This is a genomic window from Acuticoccus sp. MNP-M23, from assembly GCF_031195445.1.
GTDB lineage: Bacteria > Pseudomonadota > Alphaproteobacteria > Rhizobiales > Amorphaceae > Acuticoccus.
This window is the reverse complement of the sequence record NZ_CP133480.1, coordinates 3,404,548-3,425,583: the sequence shown is the minus strand read 5'-3', so window position 1 is coordinate 3,425,583 and position 21,036 is coordinate 3,404,548. Positions and strand designations below refer to the sequence as shown.

Genomic DNA, 21,036 nt, shown 5'->3' with positions numbered 1-21,036 from the left:
CAGGAGGGGTCATGACTTCCGAACCCGTCGACGGCCCCTCATTTGCAACGCTCCCCATCCCCGGTCCGCCGGGGATGGAACTTGTCGCAGGCTCCGTGGACAGCCATGTTCACGCCTGCCCGCACATCAATCAGCGCACCCTCACCGTGTTCGATGCGGTGCGCGCGGCCGCTGCCGCCGGCCAGCGCGGCATCGGGTTGATGGACGTGTTTGCCAACACCTCCGGCCTTGCGGCACTTGCCCGGCGCGAACTTGCGCACCTCGGTGTCGATGTGTTCGGCGGCATCATTCTGGAGCCTTACGCCGGCGGCCTGTCGCCCCGCGCCGTCACCACGGCGCTCGGCATGGGGTATGGCGATGGCGGCGCGCGCTTCGTCTCGCTCCCCTGCCATCATACCGCCTTCGTGGCGCGGTCCGAGAACCGCAGCCCGGCCTATATCGAGAGCTGCCTGTCGGTGCCGACCACCGGCCCGCTGCCCGACCCCCTGCCCGAGATCATCGACCTCTGCACCGGGGCCGACGTCGTCTTCAACCTTGGCCACCTGTCCGGTCCTGAGGCCGTCGCGGTGGCCGAAGCGGCCGCCGCGCGCGGCTGCACGCGGATGCTGTGCCCCGCCGCCTACCTCACCCGAGAGGAGGCACTGGCGGTGTCCGCCACCGGCTGCACGCTGGAATATTCCTTCTTCGTCCTCAGCCACGCGACCGATGTTCCGCAAACCATGATCGACGCCGAGCCGCACCAGTTCGCGAGAGCCGACGTGCGCCGCGTCGTCGATGTCCTGAAGACCGTCCCGCCCGAAAAGATCGTGCTGTCGAGCGATTCTGGTTCGGTCACGCTCGCCCCGCCCGTCGAGGCGCTGCGCGAACTCCTGATGCTCCTCATCGGCTGCGGCGCACCGCGCGACGCGGTACGCGTTATGGTGAGCGACACGCCGGCGCGCCTCTTCAAGGTGCCTTCGTGACGCTGCGCATCGGCCTTGCCGCCTCGGTGATGCGCACGGTGGAAATCGTCGCGATCGCCAGAGGCGCAGGGTTCGACCTCTTGCTGGCCGACACCGAACACACCTCAATCGGCGTTGGCGACGTGGCACAGATGTGCATTGCCGGCGGGCTTGCGGGCTTTCCCGTGTGGGTGCGCGCCGGCGGCAACGGCCCGGACGGTCTGGCGCGGCTGGTGGACTGCGGCGCGGCCGGTATCGTCGTGCCCCATGTCGATACTGCCGCGCAGGCCAGCGCCATTGCGGCGGCTGTGCGCTTTGCGCCGGTCGGCCGCCGCTCGATCCCCAGTCCCCTCGCGCTCCACCAGTTCCGCCCGACCCCGCCGCGCACGCTGGTGGCCAACGCCGAACCGGCCCTCACCGTGGTGGCGATGATCGAGAGCGCGGAAGGCGTGGCCGCGGCGGACGCCATCGCCGCCGTGCCGGGCATCGACATGCTGATGGTCGGCGCAAACGATCTTGCCGATTCGCTCGGCCATCTCGGCAACCTCGACCACCCCGAGGTGGCGGCTGCCTTCGCCGCCATCGCCAGCGCAACGGCCCGTGCCGGCAAGGCCTACGGGGTGATCGGCCTGCCGCCGGCGCTGGTCGGCCCCTATGGCACGGCGCATGGCGCGTCGGTGGTGATTGCCACCAACGACGTGAACCTGTTGTTCGACGGCGCCGAGCGGGCGCTGGCCACCGTGCGGGACGCCGCGGCTTGAAGCGATCAGACCGAAAGCCCAGCCCGTGCCGCGGCGTTGCGGATGTGACTTTCCATCGCCGCCCTCGCCCCGTCCATGTCGCGGGCACGAAAAGCATCAAGCACAGCCCGGTGCTCGGCGGCGGTTTCGGCGAGGCGCGCGCGTTCCACCATCGGCACGCGCTGGCTCTCCACAAACACGTCGCGGGTGTCGCGGTAGATCTTCTGGAACAGGGCGTTGCCGCACAGCGACAATGTGAGGTCGTGGAAGCGGGCGTCAGCGCCGGCCAGCGCGACAGGGTCGCGGCTTGCCGCGGCATCGTCCATCGCGTCGCAGATGGCGGTGAACTCGGCAATCACCTCGCCATGGACAGCCAGCGCCGTCAGGCCCGCCGCCATGCCCTCGATCACCACGCGGGTCTGGTACACGTCGCGCAGGCTGTAGAATGCCCCGTAGCGCCAGGGGCTTTCCGAACCGCCGCCGCCGCTGCCGTCCGCCACAAAGGCCGCACGTCCCGCCTCAACGCGGATGATTCCCAGCGTTTCGAGGATCGACAATGCCTCGCGCAGCGATGGACGCGAGACGCCCAGCGTCGCGGCCAGCTGGCGCTGGCCGGGCAGCGCGTCGCCAACGCCAAGTCCGCTCTCGCCGATCAGCGCCTGTATGCGCTCGGCGGTGCGGATCGGCACCGGTTGCTGCATCCGCTTAAGCACAATACTTCTCCCCGCACGATCTTGTTCGCGCCACCCATCTGACACGGCACTGGCCAGACCGGCTAGTCCGTTCGTGCACCACGCCATTTTCATCCCGATTTCCTTACGGACCGCCATGCCTTCAACAACTGAAAACCTCGATCAGATCACCTCCCCCCGGACCCTTCGCACAGCCCCTTTGTCGGCGGGCAGCTTTGCCCCCTTCGGCCGTGTGATGCCGCTCGATGCGCCGGCCCGCGTCAATGAAGGCCGCGCCACGCGGCACGACATTGCGACCGCTCTTGCGCGGACGGAGGACGATGCGGTGATGGTGTTGTCGTGGTTCGATCTTGCGGCCACGCACGGCGCGCTGTCCATCACCAAGCTGGAGCAGCACCCCCACTCCGAGCAGGCGTTCCTGCCGGTGGCGGGCGCAACGGCGCTGGTGCTGGTGGCCCGCGCGGGCGCGGACGGCAAGCCGGACGAGACGACGCTCACCGCGTTCGCCTCAACGCCCGGCCAGGCGGTGATCTACCGCCCCGGCGTCTGGCATGCCGGCCTCACCGCATTAAGCGAGGGCGGCAAGTTTCTGATGGCGATGTGGCGCGGCGCTGCCCCGGACACCGAGCTCATTGCGCTCGACACCCCCGTCGCTGTGACGGTGAGCTGACGGACCGTCGCAGCCTCAGATGTCCAGCGCCTCGGCGGAGGCAAATTCCGCGTTCTCCTGAATGAAGGCGAACCGGGCTTCGGGCTTGTTGCCCATCAGCCTGTCGATGGAGCTGGCGGTGGCATCCACTTCCGACCGGATCGCGACGCGCAGGAGGGTGCGCGATTTGGGATCCATGGTCGTCTCTTTCAGCTGCGCCGGCATCATCTCGCCAAGGCCCTTGAAGCGGCCGATTTCCATCTTCCGCTCTGCGTTGAACTCGGTCTTCATCAGCTCTTCGCGGTGACGGTCGTCGCGGGCGTACAGCGTCTTGGCGCCCTGGGTCAGCTTGTAGAGCGGCGGGACGGCGAGGAAGAGGTGCCCGTCGTCGATCAGCGCCGGCATCTCGCGGTAGAAGAAGGTGATGAGCAGCGAGGCGATGTGCGCGCCGTCCACGTCCGCGTCGGTCATGATGATGACGCGCTCATAGCGCAGCTTGGCAAGGTCGAAATCCTTGCGGGAGCTGCAGCCGAGCGCCAGCGTCAGATCCGCAAGCTGCTGGTTGGACGAGACCTTGTCGCGCCCCGCATTGGCCACGTTGAGGATCTTGCCCCGCAGCGGCAGCACGGCCTGGGTGGCACGGGCCCGCGCCTGCTTGGCCGATCCGCCAGCCGAATCGCCCTCGACAATGAAGATCTCCGTGCCCGACGCCTGCGACTGCGTGCAGTCCGACAATTTGCCCGGCAGGCGCGTGCGGCGGGTGGCCGACCGGCGGGCGACGTCCTTTTCGGCGCGGCGACGGAGCCGTTCGTCGGACTTGTCGACGACGGCATCCATGACGGTGGCAGCGCGGGCGGCATCGGCAGCGAGCCATTCCTCGAACGCCTCGCGCACCGCCGTCTCAACCTGGCGGGTGGCCGACGTGGTGGAGAGCTTGTCCTTGGTCTGGCCAACGAATTCCGGCTCACGCACGAACACCGACAGGACGGAGGCAGCGCAGGCCATCACGTCGTCGCCTGTCACCTGCGTGACCTTCTTGGCGTTGACCCGCTCGCCGTGGCTCTTGAAACCCTTCAGCAATGCCGAGCGGAGGCCGGCCTCGTGGGTGCCGCCCTCCGGCGTGGGGATCGTGTTGCAGTAGGAGCGCGAGAACTCGTCCACCGGCACGAAGCCGACAGCCCACTCCACCGAGCCCTTGCGGCCCGGCTCGCCCGAGCGGCCGGCGAAGATCGCGTCGTGGATCTTCGGCCCGCTGGCAAGTTCGCCTTCCAGATAGTCGGCAAGGCCGCCGGGAAAGCGGAACGTGGCTTCGGCGGGGGGCGCGTTGTCTCCCGTCAGCATCGACGGGTCGGCCCGCCAGCGCAGCTCGACGTTGGCGAACAGGTACGCCTTGGCGCGGGTCTGCGCGAACAGGCGCTTGGGGTCGAACTTGAGGCCCTTGAAGATCTCCGGGTCGGGCCGGAACATCACCTTGGTGCCGCGGCGGTTGGGGGCAGCCCCCACCTCCTCCAGCTTCCCCTGCGCGAGGCCGCGCGAAAAGCTCTGCCGGTAGAGCGTGCGGTTGCGCACCACCTCGACGATGAGATCTTCGGACAGGGCGTTGACCACCGAGATGCCCACGCCGTGGAGACCACCCGACGCCTCGTAGGCCTTCGAGTCGAATTTTCCGCCCGCGTGGAGCGTGGTCATGATGACTTCGAGGGCGGACTTGTCCGGAAAACGGGGGTGCGGTTCCACGGGGATGCCGCGGCCATTGTCGGTGACGCAGAGGTGGTCGGGCGTGAGACGCACCTCAATCCAGCTGGCGTGGCCGGCGACGGCCTCGTCCATGCAGTTGTCGAGAACTTCGGCAAAGAGGTGGTGGAGCGCGCGGCTGTCCGTCCCGCCGATGTACATGCCGGGGCGGCGGCGGACAGGCTCAAGTCCCTCCAGCACCTCGATATCGGCAGCGGTGTAGCCCGCCTCCCCGGCATCGCGCGCGGCAGCCGCCTTCTTCGCCGCGGCCGGCGAGAGGTCTTTTTCCGCCTCGGGACTGGTCCCGCCCGGCTTCGGCTCGGTTGCAGGAGCGCTGGCCTCTGCGGGCTTGGTTTTTTTGGGGGTTGCGGGCCGGCTGTCGGGCGCGCCGGATTCGAAGAGGTCTTTGCTGGCCATCATTTTGTCCGGTGATACGCATCCATGTAGCGCGCTCCGGCCCGGTGCAACAGGTGCCCGCTGTGAATCAGCGCACCGTTTTCCTCAAAAATCGGCGGACGCTGCGGCCAATCAGCTTTTTCCCGCCAGTTTGCGCTCGACATGTGTGCCGAGCCAGACGTCCCAGACCGACCACAGGATCCCGAAGTTCGCGGTATCGTCACGGTAGTGGTGCAGCATGTGGTGCCGCTTCATCGCAGACGCGAAACGGCCGCGCATGGGAAGCTGGTGGCAGCCGAAGTGAACCAGCTCCTGCGCCATGTAGGACAGCGTGCCGGACGCGAGCGCAAACAGCGTCGCCGCCAGAGGTAGCGGCGCGACCAGCGCCAATAACGCCAGCACGGTCGCAAAACCCACCACCGGAAGCTGGTTGCCGTTGATCGCCCCGCCATATTTCGCCGGCTCTTCGTGGTGGCGCAGGTGCGCGCGCGCCACATCTGCGGTGAGGAGCCGCAGGATCCGGCTCTTCGGCACGTCGTGGTAGAGGAACCGGTGCGAAAGATATTCGACGACGCTGTAGATGATCATGCCGCAGACGATGCCGACCAGCGGCAGGACGATCCCCTCCGCTGCACGCACGGCCAGCGTGATGATTACGGCGTTGAAGCTGAGCCAGATCAGAACCAGCTTTCGGGTCTTCGGATAAATGATGATGTCGCGGATCGTGTGTGTCCGAGAGGCTTCGGCCCGTGCCATAGCCTGAGCCCGCGACGACGACTTCTGAGACATTTCAATCCGTTTCACAGGCATCCCCGCAGTTTCACCGAATGAACACTGCGGGTCGTCCAAAACTGTTCAGGTTCAGCTCGCCCAGCAAAGGACGTGCCAGCCGTTTGCGCACGCTATTATGCCGACCAGTGGCTCACCACTGACCGGCGACGCATGGTTCTGTCAAGTATGAGGCTGCGGCATGGTCCGGCATCGCGCGGTCCGGTCGGTCAGGCGCGCTTTTTATGCCCTGGGCGCCGGTCAGGACGGGGTGCCGTGCCTTTGCTGCCGAACCTGCGTCAATCCGCGTGTATCCTGTGCTTGCAGGGTGGGCACCCCGACCGTAACCTCAAATGGCAAGACGAAGGAGATATACGATGGTCCGTCACGTTGCTCTCGCCGCCGCCGTTGCACTGTTTGCCGCACCCGCTTTCGCCCAATCGGCGGAAAAGCCGGTGGCAAGCGCCGTCACCGCACCCGCCCAGTCCACAACCGTGGCAACCACGCCGCAACCTGCCAGCACGCCCGCCGGAACCAGTGTGCGTCAGGTCGGCGCCGGCAAGTCCGGCTGCAGCTGGAGCAGCGCCAAGGCCTACCCCACAAGCTAGGCGCCGCTTGCCTCCACCCGCCTCACGCCTGAAGATGGCACAGACCGGCCCGGATTGAACGGGCCGGCCCTGCAGGACGCAACCCCGCGCCCAGCCGTTGAGCGCGCGTGTGCGCCGTGGATCTTGCCGTGATGATCAAGGCGCTGTTGTTCGATGTGTTCGGCACCCTGGTGGACTGGCGCACGTCCGTTGCTGACCAGATGGCGCCGTTCACCGACCAGGGCGCGGCATTTGCCGATGCTTGGCGCGGGCGCTACCAGCCCTCCATGGAAGCCGTGCGCAGCGGGGCACGGGCGTTCGTCCCGCTCGACACCCTCCACCGGGAAAGCCTGGACGCCACGCTCGACGATTTCGGCATCAGCGCTTCCGACGACGAGCGGCGTGGGATGACGCTGTTCTGGCACAGGCTCAGCCCCTGGGCCGATGTGACCGAGGGGCTGGCGATGCTGGGCGAGCGCTTTGTCCTTGCGCCCCATTCCAACGGCAATGTGCGGCTGATGGTTGACCTTGCGCGCCACAATGGCTGGCGCTGGGACGCCATCATGGGCGCCGAAACCACCGGCCACTACAAGCCCCAGCCGGAGAGTTACCTGCGCGCCGCCGCGCTTTTGATGCTGCAGCCCGAAGAATGCGCGATGGTTGCCGCGCACAACAGCGACCTTGCCGCCGCCCGCGCCTGCGGCTTCAGGACCATGTTCATCCCTCGCCCCCTCGAGCACGGCCCCGGCCAGACCACGGACCTTGCCCCCGGCGACGGCTGCGACCATTTCGCCGAAACCCTGCCAGACCTTGCCCGCGCGCTGCGCCAGGCGCGTTGATCAAAGCGAGGGGTCCGCGGCCTCCCGCGCATCGCGCCGGCGGTAAAGTGCGGCGTAGGCGGCAACGCCCCAGCGGCCGAACCCGTGAAACTTGAAGCGTTCCGGCCGCGTCACCGGCATGCCGGGCGTTTCCCCGCGCACCGCCTGCGCAAGGCAGCGGCCCATCATCGTTCCCATCGCAACGCCGCGCCCGTTGAAACCGAGCCCCGCCCACAGCCCCCTCGAAAGCTGATGGAGATGGGGAAAATGGTCCCGCGTCATCGCAACGCGCCCTGCCCAGCTGAACGACGGCTCCAGCGGTCCGGCCTCCGGAAACAGCGTCTCCAGGTTTTTCAGCGCCATCCGGGCGGCGTCCTCGCCGGGGGTCTCGCGGTAGGGTCCGCGTCCGCCCATCACCAGCCGGCCCTCCCGGCTCAGCCGGAAATACCACAGGAGCCGTCGCGTGTCGGAGGCGACATGGTCGTTCGGAAAGATCGCCGCCCGCGCGTTGTGAGACAGAGGCTGCGAAGCGGTCTGGAAGCTGTACACCGGCACCACGGTCTGCCTGAGGCCGGGCCAGAGACCATCGGTGTAGCCATTGGTGGCAAGAACGATCTGGTCGGCCCGCACGGTCACGCCATTTTCAAGGTCGAGGCGCCAGCGTTCCCCCTCCCGGGTCAGCGCCGTGGCGCGCGAGCGGCCGTGAACCGCGGCTCCGCAGGCGGCAGCGGCCCGCGCAAGGCCGCGCGCATAGGCCAGCGGCTGCACTGCACCGCCGCGCTCGTCCAGCCAGCCGCCGCGGTAGGCATCGGCGCGACTGCCCAGCAGCGTTGCGACCTCGCCGGCGTCCAGCATCCGCGCGGGCGCGCCCCTTGCCGCCCACTCGCCGCAGCGGCGGCGGACGGTTGCCAGCGCACTGTCGCAATGGGCCGGCTGGATCCAGCCCGCCTTCTGGACGTCACAGTCGATCCCGAATTCCTCGATCAGGCTGAACACCAAGGCAGGGGCGCTGCCGGCCGTCTCTGCCATCAACCCGCCATCGGCCGCGCCGAACCTTGCGTCCAGCGCATCCGGATCATCCTTGAGCCCCGCAATCACCTGACCGCCATTGCGGCCGGAGGCGCCCCAGCCGGGCTCGCCGGCGTCCAGCGCCACCACCCGCGCCCCGCCGCGCGCCAGATGCAGCGCAGTGCTGAGGCCCGTGAACCCGGCGCCGACAATGGCCACGTCCACGTCCGCGTCGCCCGTCAGCGGTGGCGCATCGAATGTTTCGCGCACGGTCTCGGCCCACAGCGAGGGCGGCATCGCCGGGCGCATCATCTCAGCAATCATCAGCGGCTCTCATGCTTTAGTAAAATGGCGGGGTGCAGACCCACAGCACCTTGCAAGGGGTGTCGCCGGCATTTTCGAAGCGGTGCGGGCGGTGGCTGTCAAAGCGGAAGCTGTCCCCCTCTTCCAGCGTGAAGGTATCGTCCTCGACCACAAGGCGCATGCGTCCCGAAAGGATGAGACCGGTCTCTTCCCCCTCGTGAAAATATTTCTCGGGCCCGCTGGAGCCGCCGGGCTGCATCTCGATCCACAGAAACTGCAGCTTGCCGTCGAGATCCGGCGTGAGCAGCTCCTTGTGCATCTTCTTCTTGGACAGATCGAACCGCTTGCGACGGTGGCGGCGCACGACAATGCCCTGCTCGGGCGCTTCGTCCGCATCCTCCTCCTCGAACAGCCATGCGACCGAGATGTCGAGCGTCCGGCAGATCTCGCGCAGGCCCTTCACCGAGGGCGAGGCGAGGCCACGCTCGATCATCGACAATTGCGCCGTCGAGATCGCGCTGGCGCTGGCCACCTCGTCAAGCGTCATCCGGCGTGCCTTGCGCCGGGAGCGGAGGCGTTGGCCGACGCGCAGATCATAAGGATCCGCACTGCCTTCGCCGTTCCGAGCCTGCATGGCATTCCCCTTGTATTCTTGACTCGTGTCTACACCGCCTCTACCAAAAAACGAGGCATAAATTTTCATGACGCTGAAAAAACACGCATGGATTTTCACGAGACTGTGCCACGCCGTTGAATCTACAACAGGGGGACACGTCATGTCCGCAACGATCAATCGCCGTCAGCTTCTCGCCGCAGGCGCAGCCCTGCCCATCGCAGCGTCCGGCGTCTCCCGCGCCTTTGCGCAGGCGCCCGTGCTGTTCGGTTCCGCAAGCCTCGGCTCCACCGGCTACGTCATCATCGAGACCATCTCGGCGATCGTGAACAAGTACAGCGACCTGCGCACGTCCTCCATGTCCACCTCCGGCGGTGCGGAGAACCTGCAGCTGATCGGCCAGGGCATGATCGACTTCGGCCAGACCGCCTCCAACGACTATGCGGACGCGATGGCCGGTCGCGGCCGCTTCCGCGAGCCGATCGCGGTCGAGCAGTCGTTCGCCTACACCGCGTGGGCGACCCTGCCGATGGTGCGCGCCGACAGCGACATCGAAACCGCGCGCGACCTTGGCGGCAAGCGCGTCAGCCCCTCCACCGCCGGCGGCTCCACCCGCCGGACCTGGGAGATGATGACCGACTTCCTGGGCGTGAAGGACGAGATCAACTGGAATTTCGGCTCCTGGCGCGAAGTGTACGATGCCTTCCGTGCCGGCTCGCTCGACTGCGTTCCGGCGCTTCTGGTCGGCGGCCGTCCCTCGCCGCTTCTCCTGGAGCTGATGGCATCGGTGGATGTGCGCGGCCTCGGCTGGCCCAAGGACGCCATCGACTTCGCCAACGAGACCAACCCCGGCATCTCCCCCTACGAGGCCGACCCCGCGCTGTGGGAAGGCGTTAGCGAAATGACGCCGTGCACCGCCACCATTGGTCTTCTGGGCACGGCACCCAAGGTGAGCGACGAGGTGGGCTACGAGGTCACCAAGGCGGTGTTCGATAACGCCGGGGCGGTGCGCAAGGTCTCCATGGAACTTGAGAGCATCGATCCGGAATTTGCCGTGCGCTACATGATCAAGAACGCGCCGGTGAATGCGGGTGCCGCCCAGTACTTCAAGGAGCGCGGCATCTGGCGCGACGATCTGACGATCGCAAGCTGAGCCGCCCTGCCGGTTCGCTGCGAAGCGGCTTCGCTTGCCGCCGCCCCGCAGCGCAGCCGGGCCGCCACTTTCCCCTCGGATCAGCCGGGCGCCTTGGGGCGCACCGGCTGACTGTCATGGAACACCGCCGATGCCGTCTGCGCTGAAATCATTTTCGCGTCTTTTCACCGACAAGACGGCGGGCCCTGCTGCGGCCCTGTTCGGCATCGTCGGCGTGGGGATGGCGGTGCTCCACATGTACCAGATCCAGACGTTCCATTTCCCGTCTGGTCTCTTCAAGGCGATGCACCTCACGCTGGCGCTGCTCCTGTCGCTCCTGGGGCTGATTGTTGCAACGCCGGTGGAGCGCCGCTGGGCGCGCCGGCTTCTGTCCCTTCTGGCGCTGGTGGCGCTGGTGCCGTTCTTCTACATGCTCAGCCAGTATCAGGCGCTGATCGACGACCGCGCCTTTTTCCCCAACACCCCCGACCTGATTGTGGCCGTGCTTCTCCTCGCCCTGTCGCTGTTTGTGGCGGCGCGCGAATGGGGGCTCATCATTCCGGGGATTGCGGTGCTGGGGCTGCTCTACGGCTATTTCGGCTTTCTCATGCCGGGCGACCTGCTCTACCACAACGGCTTCAACCTTGAGCGGCTGATCGGCTACACGTCGATCCCCTATTTCCGCGGCCTTCTGGGCGGTCTGACCGCCGTATCCGCGTCGACGATCTTCATCTACATGCTGTTTGCAGGGCTCCTGAAGTCCACCGGCGGGCTCGACCTTCTGATGAAGATCGCCTTTGCGCTGTCCGGCAAGTCGCGCGCCGGTCCGGCGCAGGCCGCGGTGATCGGCTCCGGCTTCATGGGCATGATTTCGGGCAGCACCATGGCCAACGTGGCCTCCACCGGCGCCTTCACCATTCCGATGATGAAGCGCTTCGGCTTCAAGCCGCATTTTGCCGGCGCCGTGGAGGCCGTTGCATCCGCGGGCGGGCAGATCACCCCGCCGAAAATGGGGCTGGCCGCGTTCCTGATCGTCGGCATCACCGGCATTCCGTATGTGGAGATCATTGCGGCGGCGACGCTGCCGGCGATCATCTACTACGGCTACCTGATGTTTGCTGTCCACATTCAGGCGGTGAAGCTCGACCTTGGGGCCACCCACGAAGCGCGTCAGGTGGCGGGCCTCCCGCTGACAGACGTCTCCATGCTCCGGGCGTTCCTGATGCACGGCCACCCGATCCTCGCCGTCACCGTGCTCATCTGGCTCCTCCTCACCGGCAGCCCCGCCAACACGGCGGCGCTTTGTGCGGTGGAAATCACGCTGGCACTGGAAGTGGTGAAGCGCGTCGTTCTCGGCTGGCGCACACCGGTCGCGATGGTGAAATCCATGGGCGCGCCGATCCTCGGCGGTCTGGCGCGCGGGGCCCACTCCGGTGCGCAGGTTGCCGTTGTGGTGGCGGTCATCTCCATCATGGTGGAGATGCTGTCCGCCACGGGCCTTGCGCAAAAGCTCTCCTACATGATGCTTGACCTCGCGGGCGAAAGCCTGTGGCCGCTGGTGTTCATCGCTGCGCTGACCTGCCTCGTGTTCGGCGTCGGAATGCCAACGTCGGCCGCGTACATCCTGGTGGCGCTGCTGGGCGCTCCGGCCCTGATCGACCTTGGGGTGCCGGTGCTGGCGGCGCACCTCTTCGTCTTCTACCTTGCCAACATGTCGGCCATCACGCCGCCTGTTGCGGTGGGTTGCCTGGTGGCCGCCAACATTGCCGAAGCGCCTTTCATGAAAACCTCGTTCACCGCCGTGCGTCTCGGCCTGCCGGGCTTTCTCCTGCCGATGCTGTTCATCGCCCGGCCCGAGCTTCTGGGCCTTGGCGCACCGTTCTGGCTCCAGCTGCTCACCGCACTTCTGGCGGGCGTTGCGCTCGTCGCCATCAACATCGCGCTGGAAGGCACGTTCCGGCGGCGCCTCCACGTGGTCGAGCGGATTGCGCTGCTTCCGGCGGCATTTTGCCTGTTCCACCATTCTTGGTGGACCACGGCGGTCGGCATTGCCCTGTTTGCGGTGGTGATCGGCCGCCAGTTCCTCAGCGCGCCCCGGCCTGAAGCTGCCGCTGCCTGACCCACGAAAGGACTGCCATGCCCAAGGGATACCGCGCCATCGGCCACCACCACATGGCGTCCGCCGGCCATGCCCTCGCCGCCAGAGCCGCCGACGACATTCTGGAAGCGGGGGGCAACGCAGCCGACGCCGGGGTCGCCGGCGGGCTGGTGCTCGGCGTCGTCCAGGGCGACCTCGTCAACGTTGCCGGCGTGGCGCCAATCATGGTGCGCGAGCCGGACGGCACCGCCACCACCATCGACGGCCTCGGCGGCTGGCCCGCCGCCCTCGACCCGACCCTTTTCATGCGCGAGCACGGCGGGCAGATCCCGCTCGGCATCCTGCGCACGGTCATTCCGGCAGCGCCTGCGGCATGGATCGAGGCGCTCGCCCGCTTCGGCACCATGAGTTTTGCCGAAGTTGCAGCCCCCGCCATCACGCTGGCGCGCGACGGCTTCGCCATGCACTGGCTGAAGCACAAGCTGATTGCCGCCCACGAGGCCGACTACAACAAGTGGCCGCAGAACGCCGCCATCTATCTCCCCGGCGGCCGCCCCCCGGCCACCGGCGCAAAGTTCGTCCAGACCGATCTCGCGGCGAGCCTCCAGTACATGGCCGATTGCGAGAGCGGGGCCGCAGGCGACCGCGCGGGCGGCCTCGCCGCGGCCCGTGCGGCCTTCTACGAAGGCGACATTGCCGCGGCCATCGTGCGCTTTCACGAGGCGGAAGGCGGTCTCATGTCGGCGGCCGACCTTGCCAACTACCGCGTGGAGATCGGCAAGCCGCTGCCGGCAAGGTTTGCAGGCGGCACGGTGCTGTGCTCGGGCGCCTACTGCCAGGGCCCGTTCCTCGGCGAGGTCATGCAGTTGCTGGACGGCTTCGAGTGGCGCGGCATCGAGCGGGGCAGCGCCGTCTACTACCACCGGCTGATCGAATGCGTGAAGCTTGCCTTCGCGGACCGCGAGGCGGTGCTCGGCGATCCCAATTTCGTCGACGTTCCGGTCGAGACGCTCTTGTCCGAGGCCTACACGCGCGAGCGGCTCAAGGCGTTTGATCCCGAGAGCGCTTCGCCGGACATGCCGGCCCCCGGCATCGGCACGGCCGGCAAGGCTGGCGACGGCACCGGCGGCGCCACCCACGGGGATACGTCCTATATTGCGGTGGTGGATTCCGGCGGGCTCGCGTTTTCGGCAACGCCGTCGGACGTGTCCTACAACAGCCCCGTCATTCCGGGGACCGGGCTGGTCCCGTCCTCGCGCGGGTCGGCGAGCTGGGCGGACCCGTCGCATCCAAGCGGCGTTGCGCCCGGCAAGCGGCCTCGCCTGACGCCCAACCCCGCCATCTGGGTCGGGCCGGAAGGGCACGCGATGCCGTTCGGCACCCCCGGCGGCGACGTGCAGATCCAGACCATGGCGCAGGTTCTCCTCAACCGCGTCGTCTACGGCATGGATCTGCAGGACGCGATCGAGGCGCCGCGGGTGGCGAGCTACAGCTTTCCGTCGAGCTTTGCCCCGCACGAAAGCTATCCCGGGCTGGTGCGCGCCGAAAAGCGCATTCCCGAAAGCGTGCGCGCCGAACTGTCCGCCCTCGGCCACACCGTGGAGGTGTGGGAGGAATTCACCTACCTCGCCGGCACCTTCTGCGCGGTTGAAATGCGCGCCGATGGTGGGCTCGAAGGCGGCGCCGACCCGCGCCGTGCCAGCGGTACTGCCGGGCGATGACCGCCCCCGTCTACGTCGACTGCAGTGCGGCAATGCACGCGCTGCTGACGCCGGCACGCCTTGCTGCGGTGCCGGGCCTTCGCATCCACGAAGGCGACCCGGCGCCGGCCGAGCTTCCCGCAATCATCGGCGATGCCGCCCGTGTCCTCAACGGTCACACGGTGATGGATGCTGCTCTTTTCGCGGCGCTTCCGGCGCTTGAGCGGATCGTCTTCCTCGGCACCGGCGCTGCCAGCTATATCGACCTTGACGCTGCCGCAGCCCACGGCATCGAAGTGCGCACCATCAAGGGCTACGGCGACCGGAGCGTGGCCGAGCACGCGCTGGCGCTGATGTTTGCCGCCGCACGCCAGGTTGCGGCGCAGGATGCAGCGCTGAAGCGCGGCGAGTGGGTGCCGCAGGTGGGGACGGAGCTTTCCGGCGCAACCCTTGGCGTCATCGGCGCCGGCGGAATTGGGGCGGAGATGATCAGCCTTGGGGCAGCCCTCGGCCTCAACCTGATCGCCTATGCCCGCACCCCGCCGGACAACCTCCCTGCCACCTTCATGCCGCTGGACGATGTGCTGGCGAAGGCCGACATCGTTTCCCTCCATCTGGCGCTGACGGCGGAGACCACCGGCCTCATCGACGCGGACGCGCTGGCGCGGATGAAACAAGGCGCCATCCTCGTCAACACGGCCCGCGGCGCGCTGGTCGATGAAACGGCGCTCATTGCGGCGCTGCAATCGGAGCACCTTGCCCACGCCGCGCTCGACGTGTTCGCCGAGGAGCCGCTCGGCCCCGGCGCCCCGCTTCTCGCAGCACCAAACGTGACGCTGACCCCTCACGTCGCCTATAAGACCCCCGGAGCCTCGGTCCGCCTTCTCGAAGCGGGCCTTGCCCTCCTTGCCGAATAACCAGCCAGAAGCCCGGTCTTTCATGAATTTCGACACTCCCTACGCCGTCCGCCGGGTCCCGGTCCTTGCGCGCAACATGGTCTCCGCCTCACAGCCGCTGGCGGCCTCTGCCGGGCTGCGGATGCTGGCGCAGGGCGGCAACGCCATCGACGCGGTCCTTGCCGCCGCCATCACGCTCACCGTGGTCGAGCCCACCGGCAACGGCCTTGGCAGCGACGCGTTCGCGATCCTGTGGGACGGTGCGGAGCTGCACGGCCTCAATGCCTCGGGTCGCTCGCCTGCCGCGTGGACGCCGGAGCGCTTTGCCGGCGACGGCCCCATGCCCCAGCGCGGCTGGGACAGTGTGACCGTCCCGGGCGCCGTCTCCGCCTGGGTCGCGCTGTCCGACAAGTTCGGCGCGCTGCCGTTCGAAACCCTGTTCGGCCCGGCCATCGGCTACGCGCGCGACGGCTTTTCGGTGTCGCCGACCATTGCCGCGCTATGGGCAGCGGGCGCAAAGATCCTGTCCGAACAGCCGGGCTTTGCCGACAATTTCATGCCAGGTGGCCGCGCCCCCGCCGCCGGTGAGCTTTACCGCAACGAAGCGCTGGCAAGGACGCTGGAGCTGATTGCCAGCACCAAGGGCGAGGCGTTCTATCGCGGCGAGCTTGCTCAGGCGATCGAGGCGGCCGCCAAGGCAAACGGCGCGGTGCTGACGGCAGCCGACATGGCGAACCACACCGCAGACTGGTGCGGCACTATCTCGAACACCCTGCGCGGCACCACGCTTCACGAAATCCCGCCCAACGGCCAGGGCATTGCCGCGCTGATGGCAATCGGCATCCTGGAGCACCTCGACATCGAGGCGCACCACCCCGACAGCCCCGAGGGCATGCACCTGATGATCGAGGCGCTGAAGCTCGGCCTTGCCGATGCCCACGCCTATGTGTCCGACCCCGCCACCATGACCATGCGCCCGGACGCGCTGCTCGATCCCGCCTACTGCAAGAGCCGCGCTGCACTCATCGACCCGGACCGCGCGGGCGAACCGGGGGCCGGCGCGCCCAAAGAGGGCGGCACGGTATACCTCACCGCGGCCGATGCCTCGGGGCGGATGATCTCCTACATCCAGTCCAACTATTCGGGCTTCGGTTCCGGTGTTGTGGTGCCCGGCACCGGCATTCACATGCAAAATCGCGGCTTCGGCTTCGTGAAGACGCCGGGTCATCCCAATGAGGTGGGCCCCAACAAGCGCCCGTTCCACACCATCATCCCCGCCTTCGCCATGAAGGACGGTGCGCCCTTGATGAGCTATGGCGTGATGGGCGGTCCGATGCAGGCCCAGGGCCATGTGCAGATGCTGGTGCGCACGATGATCTTCGGCCAGTCGCCCCAGGCGGCGAGCGATGCGCCGCGCTGGCGCTTCACCTCCGGCCGGGGCGTGGCGGTGGAGTGGGACGTTCCCGCCGCCACCATCGAGGCGCTGGAAGCAAAGGGCCACCAGATCTCGCGCGAGGCGCCCGACAATGCCTTCGGTTTCGGCGGCGCGCAGCTCATCATGAAAACGGACGACGGTTACGTCGCCGGCTCGGACCACCGCAAGGACGGCAACGCGGTCGGCTTCTAGGGCCTCGCCCCATAGAAGAAACGCACCGCGCGAACGGCGCCACAGAGCGCCGATCGCTTGCCCGAAGGGGTGAGCGTCAGCCGGCGCTCTGGCGGGCTGCCAGCGCATCCAGCTTGCGCTGGCAGGCGGGCCCCGGCCCGCGCATGTAGTGGCACTCCGGCCGGTAGTGACGCCAGCGCCAAGCCTTCATCGGCAGGGCCACGGTTTGCGGAATGCGCCGGAACATTGCGTCCACACCGAGGGCAAGGCGGCTGGCCGGGAAGACGCGCCTGGAACTGTCGAAAACGATACTCATGACACTGTCTCCCGCGCCCGCTGCGCCTGCGCCCACAACCTGAAGATGGAACCGGCAGGCAAACCCTTCGTTCCGGCGGCCTCCGCCCGTCAGGCCCCGTGGCTTGGCCGGGGCTGGGCTCGCGCCATGGCTCAACCCACCTTGAGCAGATCGGCGTCCGCCACGGATTGCGGACCGCTCGCTTTGCAGAACAGCCGCAAGTCCATCAAAAATTTACGGTTTTCACACAGGTTGCCCCATCATCGCGGTGTGGTGCCGAGCAGTGCGATGGGCCTCCGGGCGCCGCAGCCGGCGGCCACTTGATGCAACCTGTCATAGCTCTTTTGGCGCAAGCGCAGACTAACACGGCGCCGCGGGAGCGGTGTGCGGGGCTTGCGTAAAAGGCGCTCTCGCCTGCTAACAAGATGAAAAAGGGAGAAACGGCATGACGACAATCGGATTCGTCGGGGCAGGCATGATGGGCGAAGGCATGGCCTCGTGCGCGCTCAAGGGCGGCCAGCAGCTTGTGGTGACCGCCCACCGCAACCGCGCAGGCGTGGAGCGACTGGTCGCCGCTGGCGCACTAGAGGTCCCCGACCTCGAAACGCTGGCCCGCGAAGCGGATGTCATCGTCCTTTGCGTCAGCGATGCTCCCGCAGTCGAGGCCGTCCTCCAGAAGCTGGATCCGGGGCTTCGCGAAAACCACCTCATCATCGACACCTCGACGTCCGACCCGGTGCTGACCCGCCGTCTTGCCGATGGCTTCGCCGAGCGGGGCATCGGCTTTGCCGACGCGCCCATCGCGGGCGGCCCGCCGGAAGCTGCTGCCGGCAAGCTGGCAACGCTGCTCGGGGCCGACGCGCCGTTTGAGGCAAAGGCCCGCGAGGTTGTGGCGCTCTGGTCCGCCCATGTGGAGTATTTCGGGGCGGCCGGCACCGCACACACCGCCAAGCTCATCAACAATTACGTGACGCAGGGCATGGTGCTGCTTCTGGCCGAAGCCTTCACCACGGCTCGTCACGCCGGGGTGGACTGGGACAAGCTGCACGGCATCATGCAGCGCGGCGCGGCCCGCTCCGGCACGCTGGAAAAGGTGGTGCCCCCGGCCCTCGCCGGCGACTTTGACGGCCACGCCTTCTCCATGGCCAACAGCGCCAAGGATGCGCGCTACTACGCCGAATTGTCCGAAGCCATCACCGGCAAAATCTCCCCGCTTGCCGCAGCCGTCGCCGGCACCACGCAAGCCGCCGTCGACGCGGGCTTCGGGGACCTTCGCGTATCCCGCCGGCTGGAACCCGCCGTGGCCGACAAGCTCGGCTGACCCCGCCCCCGTAACCGATTACCCGACTTCGCACCAACCTCTCACCCCAAGCGACAACACGCCGCCGGAGCACCACTGATGGACATGACCCAAGCCCTCCCCCAAACCGAAGGCGCCCTTGTCGGCCGCGTCTGGCGCCCGGGCATCGGCCCTTCCGTGGTCGCAGTGCGCGGCGGCGACGTGGTGGACATCACCAGCCGCGAATTCGCGACGATGCGCGACGTGACCGAGGCAACCGCCCCGGCCGATATTGCGGCCAGTGCGCCCGGCGAGAGCTTTACCAGCACCGACGCCCTTTTCGACAATGCAGACGAGACAACGCGCGATACCGACAAGCCGCACCCCTTGGCCCCGATCGACCTTCAGGCGATCAAGGCGTCCGGCGTCACCTTCGTGACGAGCCTTCTGGAGCGAGTCATCGAGGAGCAGGCCCGCGGCGACATGAGCCGCGCCGCAGCACTACGCACCGAAATCGTCGACGTGATCGGCGCAGACCTCTCCCAGCTCACGCCCGGTTCCGACGAGGCGATGGCCCTCAAGGCCGTGCTGCAGGAAAAAGGCGTCTGGTCGCAATATCTAGAGGTGGGCATCGGGCCTGACGCGGAGATCTTTACAAAGTCGCAGCCGATGTCGGCAGTCGGGCACGGCGCGAACGTCGGCATCCACCCGGTCTCCACGTGGAACAACCCTGAACCCGAGATCGTGCTGGTGGTCCGCTCCGACGGCACCACGGTCGGCGCGACCCTCGGCAACGACGTGAACCTGCGCGATGTGGAAGGGCGCTCCGCCCTCCTCCTCGGCAAGGCGAAGGACAACAACGCGTCGGCCTCCCTCGGCCCGTTCATCCGCCTTTATGACGGCGCGTTCGTCCCCGAAGACGTCGCCACCGCCGACCTTGCCATGGTGGTGGAAGGTCTCGACGGTTTCCGCCTCGAAGGCCGCTCGTCCATGGCCGAGATCAGCCGCTCGCCGGACAAACTCGTGGCCGCCACCATCGGGTCCCACCACCAGTACCCGGACGGGCTCGTGCTTTATTGCGGCACCATGTTTGCCCCCACCAAGGACCGTGACGGCGAAGGCAAGGGTTTCACCCACCACGAAGGCGACCTCGTGAAGATCAAAACCCCCGCACTGGGCGCTCTCATCAACCGCGTGACGCTGTCGACCAAGGCCGCCCCGTGGACCTTCGGCACCCGCGCCCTGATGCAGAATCTGGCCGGCCGCAACCTTCTGTAACCATAGGCGGAACGGGCTGCGACCTGCCGGCCGGCTGCGATGTTCCGCAGTTAACCGGCAGGTGGCAAACCGGGAGAGCGCGAGGGGGATTGCCCTCGCTTCGACAAGTGAAAAGCCGGAGGCAGCGCCCTCCGGCCCCGCCCCTACTGGATGGCGTCGATCACGTCGCCGACAATCCCGACCATCTCGTCGATCTGGTCTTCCGACACGATCAACGGCGGCGACAGCGCGATGATATCCGCCGTCACCCGGACCATCAGCCCAGCCTCGAATGCGCGCGCGACGGCTTCCAGCCCGCGGGCACCCGGCGCATCCGGCCGCGGCGCAAGCTCGAACGCGGCCACAAGGCCGAGATTGCGGATATCGACGACGTTGCGCCGCTCGCGCAGGCTGTGGACGCGCTCCTCCCACAGCGGCGCCAGGGCGGCGGCACGGGCAAAGAGTCCCTCCTCCTCGTAGGTATCGAGGGTGGCAAGGGCTGCGGCGCAGGCCAGCGGATGGCCCGAGTAGGTGTAGCCGTGGAAGAACTCGATGGGCGCATCGGCCGCCGCCAGCACCGTGTCGTAGATGTGCGAGGAAGCAATCACGGCGCCCATGGGCACGGTGGCGTTGGTCAGCCCCTTGGCAAGGGTGATGAGGTCGGGCGTCACGCCGAAATAATCGGATGCGGAGGCGGTGCCGAGCCGGCCGAAGGCGGTGATCACCTCGTCAAAGATGAGGAGGATGCCGTGACGGTCGCATATTTCGCGAAGGCGCTTCAGGTAGCCGACCGGCGGCAGCAGAACCCCGGTGGAGCCTGCCATCGGCTCGACGATGACGGCCGCGATCGACGAGGCATCGTGCAGCGCAACCATGCGCTCCAGATCGTCGGCAAGGTCCGCGCCATGGGCCGGGCAGCCGCGGCTGAACGCGTTTTCCGCCAGATGGGTGTGGCGCATGTGGTCCACCGGCTGCACAGCCGCGCCGAACTGGATGCGGTTCTTGACGATGCCGCCGACCGCCGTCCCGCCAAAGCCCGAGCCGTGATAGCCGCGCTCACGCCCGATCAACCGGACCCGGCCGCCCTCACCGCGCGCGCGGTGGTAGGCAAGCGCGATCTTCAGCGCGCTGTCCACCGCCTCCGACCCGGAATTGGCGTAGAACACATGGTCGAGCCCGTCCGGAAACATGCCCGCAAGCCGGGAGGCCAGCGTGAACGCCTGGGGGTGGCCGAACTGGAAGGACGGGGCGAAGTCCAGCGTCGCCACCTGCTGCTGCACCGCTTCCACGATGCGCGGCCGCGCGTGGCCGGCATTCACGCACCAAAGTGCGGCGCTGCCGTCGAGGATCTTGCGGCCATCGTCGGTTGTGTAGTGCATGTCCTTGGCGGATACGCACATGCGCGGCGCGGCCTTGAAGGCGCGGTTGGCCGTGTAGGGCATCCAGAACGCGTCGAGGTCGTTCGGCCGGTTCACCCGTGCATCCATGCCCGTCACTTCCTTTGTCTGTTGCGGCGCCCGTCGG

Annotated in this window: 19 protein-coding genes; 12 read left to right on the top strand and 7 right to left on the bottom strand. The window is 67.6% G+C overall.

The annotated features are described in order from the left end of the window. Positions 1-11: 11 nt before the first annotated feature. Together RDV64_RS15805 and RDV64_RS15800 are read left to right on the top strand one after the other, a co-directional pair. Positions 12-962 (top strand): DUF6282 family protein, encoded by a 951-nt coding sequence (locus tag RDV64_RS15805; protein WP_309195881.1) that lies wholly within the window; start codon positions 12-14, stop codon positions 960-962. Then, complete coding sequence (locus RDV64_RS15800; RefSeq protein ID WP_309195880.1) at positions 959-1,702, top strand: aldolase/citrate lyase family protein; 744 nt, start codon at positions 959-961, stop codon at positions 1,700-1,702. Before RDV64_RS15805 ends, RDV64_RS15800 begins: the two co-directional genes overlap by 4 nt. Positions 1,703-1,707: 5 nt before the next feature. Here the strand turns inward: RDV64_RS15800 and RDV64_RS15795 are convergent, their stop codons facing one another. After that, a complete protein-coding gene (locus RDV64_RS15795; RefSeq protein ID WP_309195879.1) occupies positions 1,708-2,394 on the bottom strand; it encodes an FCD domain-containing protein in 687 nt (228 codons plus the stop codon). 115 nt (positions 2,395-2,509) lie between these two features. On the opposite strand from RDV64_RS15795, the gene RDV64_RS15790 reads away from it, so the two are divergent. Next, on the top strand, positions 2,510-3,043 hold the full coding sequence (locus RDV64_RS15790; RefSeq protein WP_309195878.1) for an ureidoglycolate lyase: 534 nt from the start codon (positions 2,510-2,512) through the stop codon (positions 3,041-3,043). Positions 3,044-3,058: 15 nt separating this feature from the next. Here RDV64_RS15790 and parE read toward each other — a convergent pair whose 3' ends face one another. Together parE and RDV64_RS15780 are read right to left on the bottom strand one after the other, a co-directional pair. Next, the gene (parE, locus tag RDV64_RS15785) at positions 3,059-5,176 is read right to left on the bottom strand and encodes a DNA topoisomerase IV subunit B (protein ID WP_309195877.1); all 2,118 of its coding nucleotides are present in this window, start codon (positions 5,174-5,176) and stop codon (positions 3,059-3,061) included. A 108-nt stretch (positions 5,177-5,284) separates the two neighbouring features. Further along, positions 5,285-5,908, bottom strand: a complete 624-nt coding sequence (locus RDV64_RS15780; RefSeq protein ID WP_309195876.1) for a sterol desaturase family protein — start codon at positions 5,906-5,908, stop codon at positions 5,285-5,287. 389 nt (positions 5,909-6,297) lie between these two features. Between RDV64_RS15780 and RDV64_RS15775 the strand changes: the two genes are divergently transcribed. Both RDV64_RS15775 and RDV64_RS15770 read left to right on the top strand, forming a co-directional pair. After that, the gene (locus tag RDV64_RS15775) at positions 6,298-6,528 is read left to right on the top strand and encodes a hypothetical protein (RefSeq protein ID WP_309195875.1); all 231 of its coding nucleotides are present in this window, start codon (positions 6,298-6,300) and stop codon (positions 6,526-6,528) included. A gap of 107 nt (positions 6,529-6,635) precedes the next feature. Continuing rightward, on the top strand, positions 6,636-7,346 hold the full coding sequence (locus RDV64_RS15770) for a haloacid dehalogenase type II (protein WP_309195874.1): 711 nt from the start codon (positions 6,636-6,638) through the stop codon (positions 7,344-7,346). On the opposite strand, the gene RDV64_RS15765 is transcribed toward RDV64_RS15770, so the two are convergent. Continuing rightward, a complete protein-coding gene (locus RDV64_RS15765; RefSeq protein ID WP_309195873.1) occupies positions 7,347-8,657 on the bottom strand; it encodes an FAD-binding oxidoreductase in 1,311 nt (436 codons plus the stop codon). Between the two features lie 16 nt (positions 8,658-8,673). Further along, the gene (locus tag RDV64_RS15760; protein ID WP_309195872.1) at positions 8,674-9,270 is read right to left on the bottom strand and encodes an XRE family transcriptional regulator; all 597 of its coding nucleotides are present in this window, start codon (positions 9,268-9,270) and stop codon (positions 8,674-8,676) included. A 142-nt stretch (positions 9,271-9,412) separates the two neighbouring features. Here RDV64_RS15760 and RDV64_RS15755 point away from each other — a divergent pair, with 142 nt between their 5' ends. The 5 genes from RDV64_RS15755 (at position 9,413) to RDV64_RS15735 (ending at position 16,702) form a co-directional block, all read left to right on the top strand. Further along, positions 9,413-10,402 carry a TAXI family TRAP transporter solute-binding subunit gene (locus RDV64_RS15755; protein WP_309195871.1) on the top strand — a complete coding sequence of 330 codons (990 nt, stop codon included), beginning with the start codon at positions 9,413-9,415 and terminating at the stop codon, positions 10,400-10,402. Between the two features lie 130 nt (positions 10,403-10,532). After that, positions 10,533-12,500, top strand: a complete 1,968-nt coding sequence (locus tag RDV64_RS15750; protein WP_309195870.1) for a TRAP transporter fused permease subunit — start codon at positions 10,533-10,535, stop codon at positions 12,498-12,500. A gap of 17 nt (positions 12,501-12,517) precedes the next feature. Further along, positions 12,518-14,200 (top strand): gamma-glutamyltransferase, encoded by a 1,683-nt coding sequence (locus RDV64_RS15745; protein ID WP_309195869.1) that lies wholly within the window; start codon positions 12,518-12,520, stop codon positions 14,198-14,200. Continuing rightward, complete coding sequence (locus RDV64_RS15740) at positions 14,197-15,096, top strand: NAD(P)-dependent oxidoreductase (protein ID WP_309195868.1); 900 nt, start codon at positions 14,197-14,199, stop codon at positions 15,094-15,096. Before RDV64_RS15745 ends, RDV64_RS15740 begins: the two co-directional genes overlap by 4 nt. A gap of 22 nt (positions 15,097-15,118) precedes the next feature. Then, positions 15,119-16,702 carry a gamma-glutamyltransferase family protein gene (locus tag RDV64_RS15735; RefSeq protein WP_309195867.1) on the top strand — a complete coding sequence of 528 codons (1,584 nt, stop codon included), beginning with the start codon at positions 15,119-15,121 and terminating at the stop codon, positions 16,700-16,702. Positions 16,703-16,778: 76 nt separating this feature from the next. Here RDV64_RS15735 and RDV64_RS15730 read toward each other — a convergent pair whose 3' ends face one another. Beyond that, positions 16,779-16,997, bottom strand: a complete 219-nt coding sequence (locus RDV64_RS15730) for a hypothetical protein (protein WP_309195866.1) — start codon at positions 16,995-16,997, stop codon at positions 16,779-16,781. A gap of 424 nt (positions 16,998-17,421) precedes the next feature. Here RDV64_RS15730 and RDV64_RS15725 point away from each other — a divergent pair, with 424 nt between their 5' ends. Together RDV64_RS15725 and RDV64_RS15720 are read left to right on the top strand one after the other, a co-directional pair. Next, positions 17,422-18,297, top strand: coding sequence for an NAD(P)-dependent oxidoreductase (locus RDV64_RS15725; RefSeq protein WP_309195865.1), 876 nt, complete (start codon positions 17,422-17,424; stop codon positions 18,295-18,297). Between the two features lie 78 nt (positions 18,298-18,375). Then, positions 18,376-19,533 (top strand): fumarylacetoacetate hydrolase family protein, encoded by a 1,158-nt coding sequence (locus RDV64_RS15720; RefSeq protein WP_309195864.1) that lies wholly within the window; start codon positions 18,376-18,378, stop codon positions 19,531-19,533. Positions 19,534-19,676: 143 nt separating this feature from the next. Here RDV64_RS15720 and RDV64_RS15715 read toward each other — a convergent pair whose 3' ends face one another. After that, a complete protein-coding gene (locus RDV64_RS15715; protein WP_309195863.1) occupies positions 19,677-20,999 on the bottom strand; it encodes an aspartate aminotransferase family protein in 1,323 nt (440 codons plus the stop codon). Positions 21,000-21,036 lie beyond the last annotated feature (37 nt).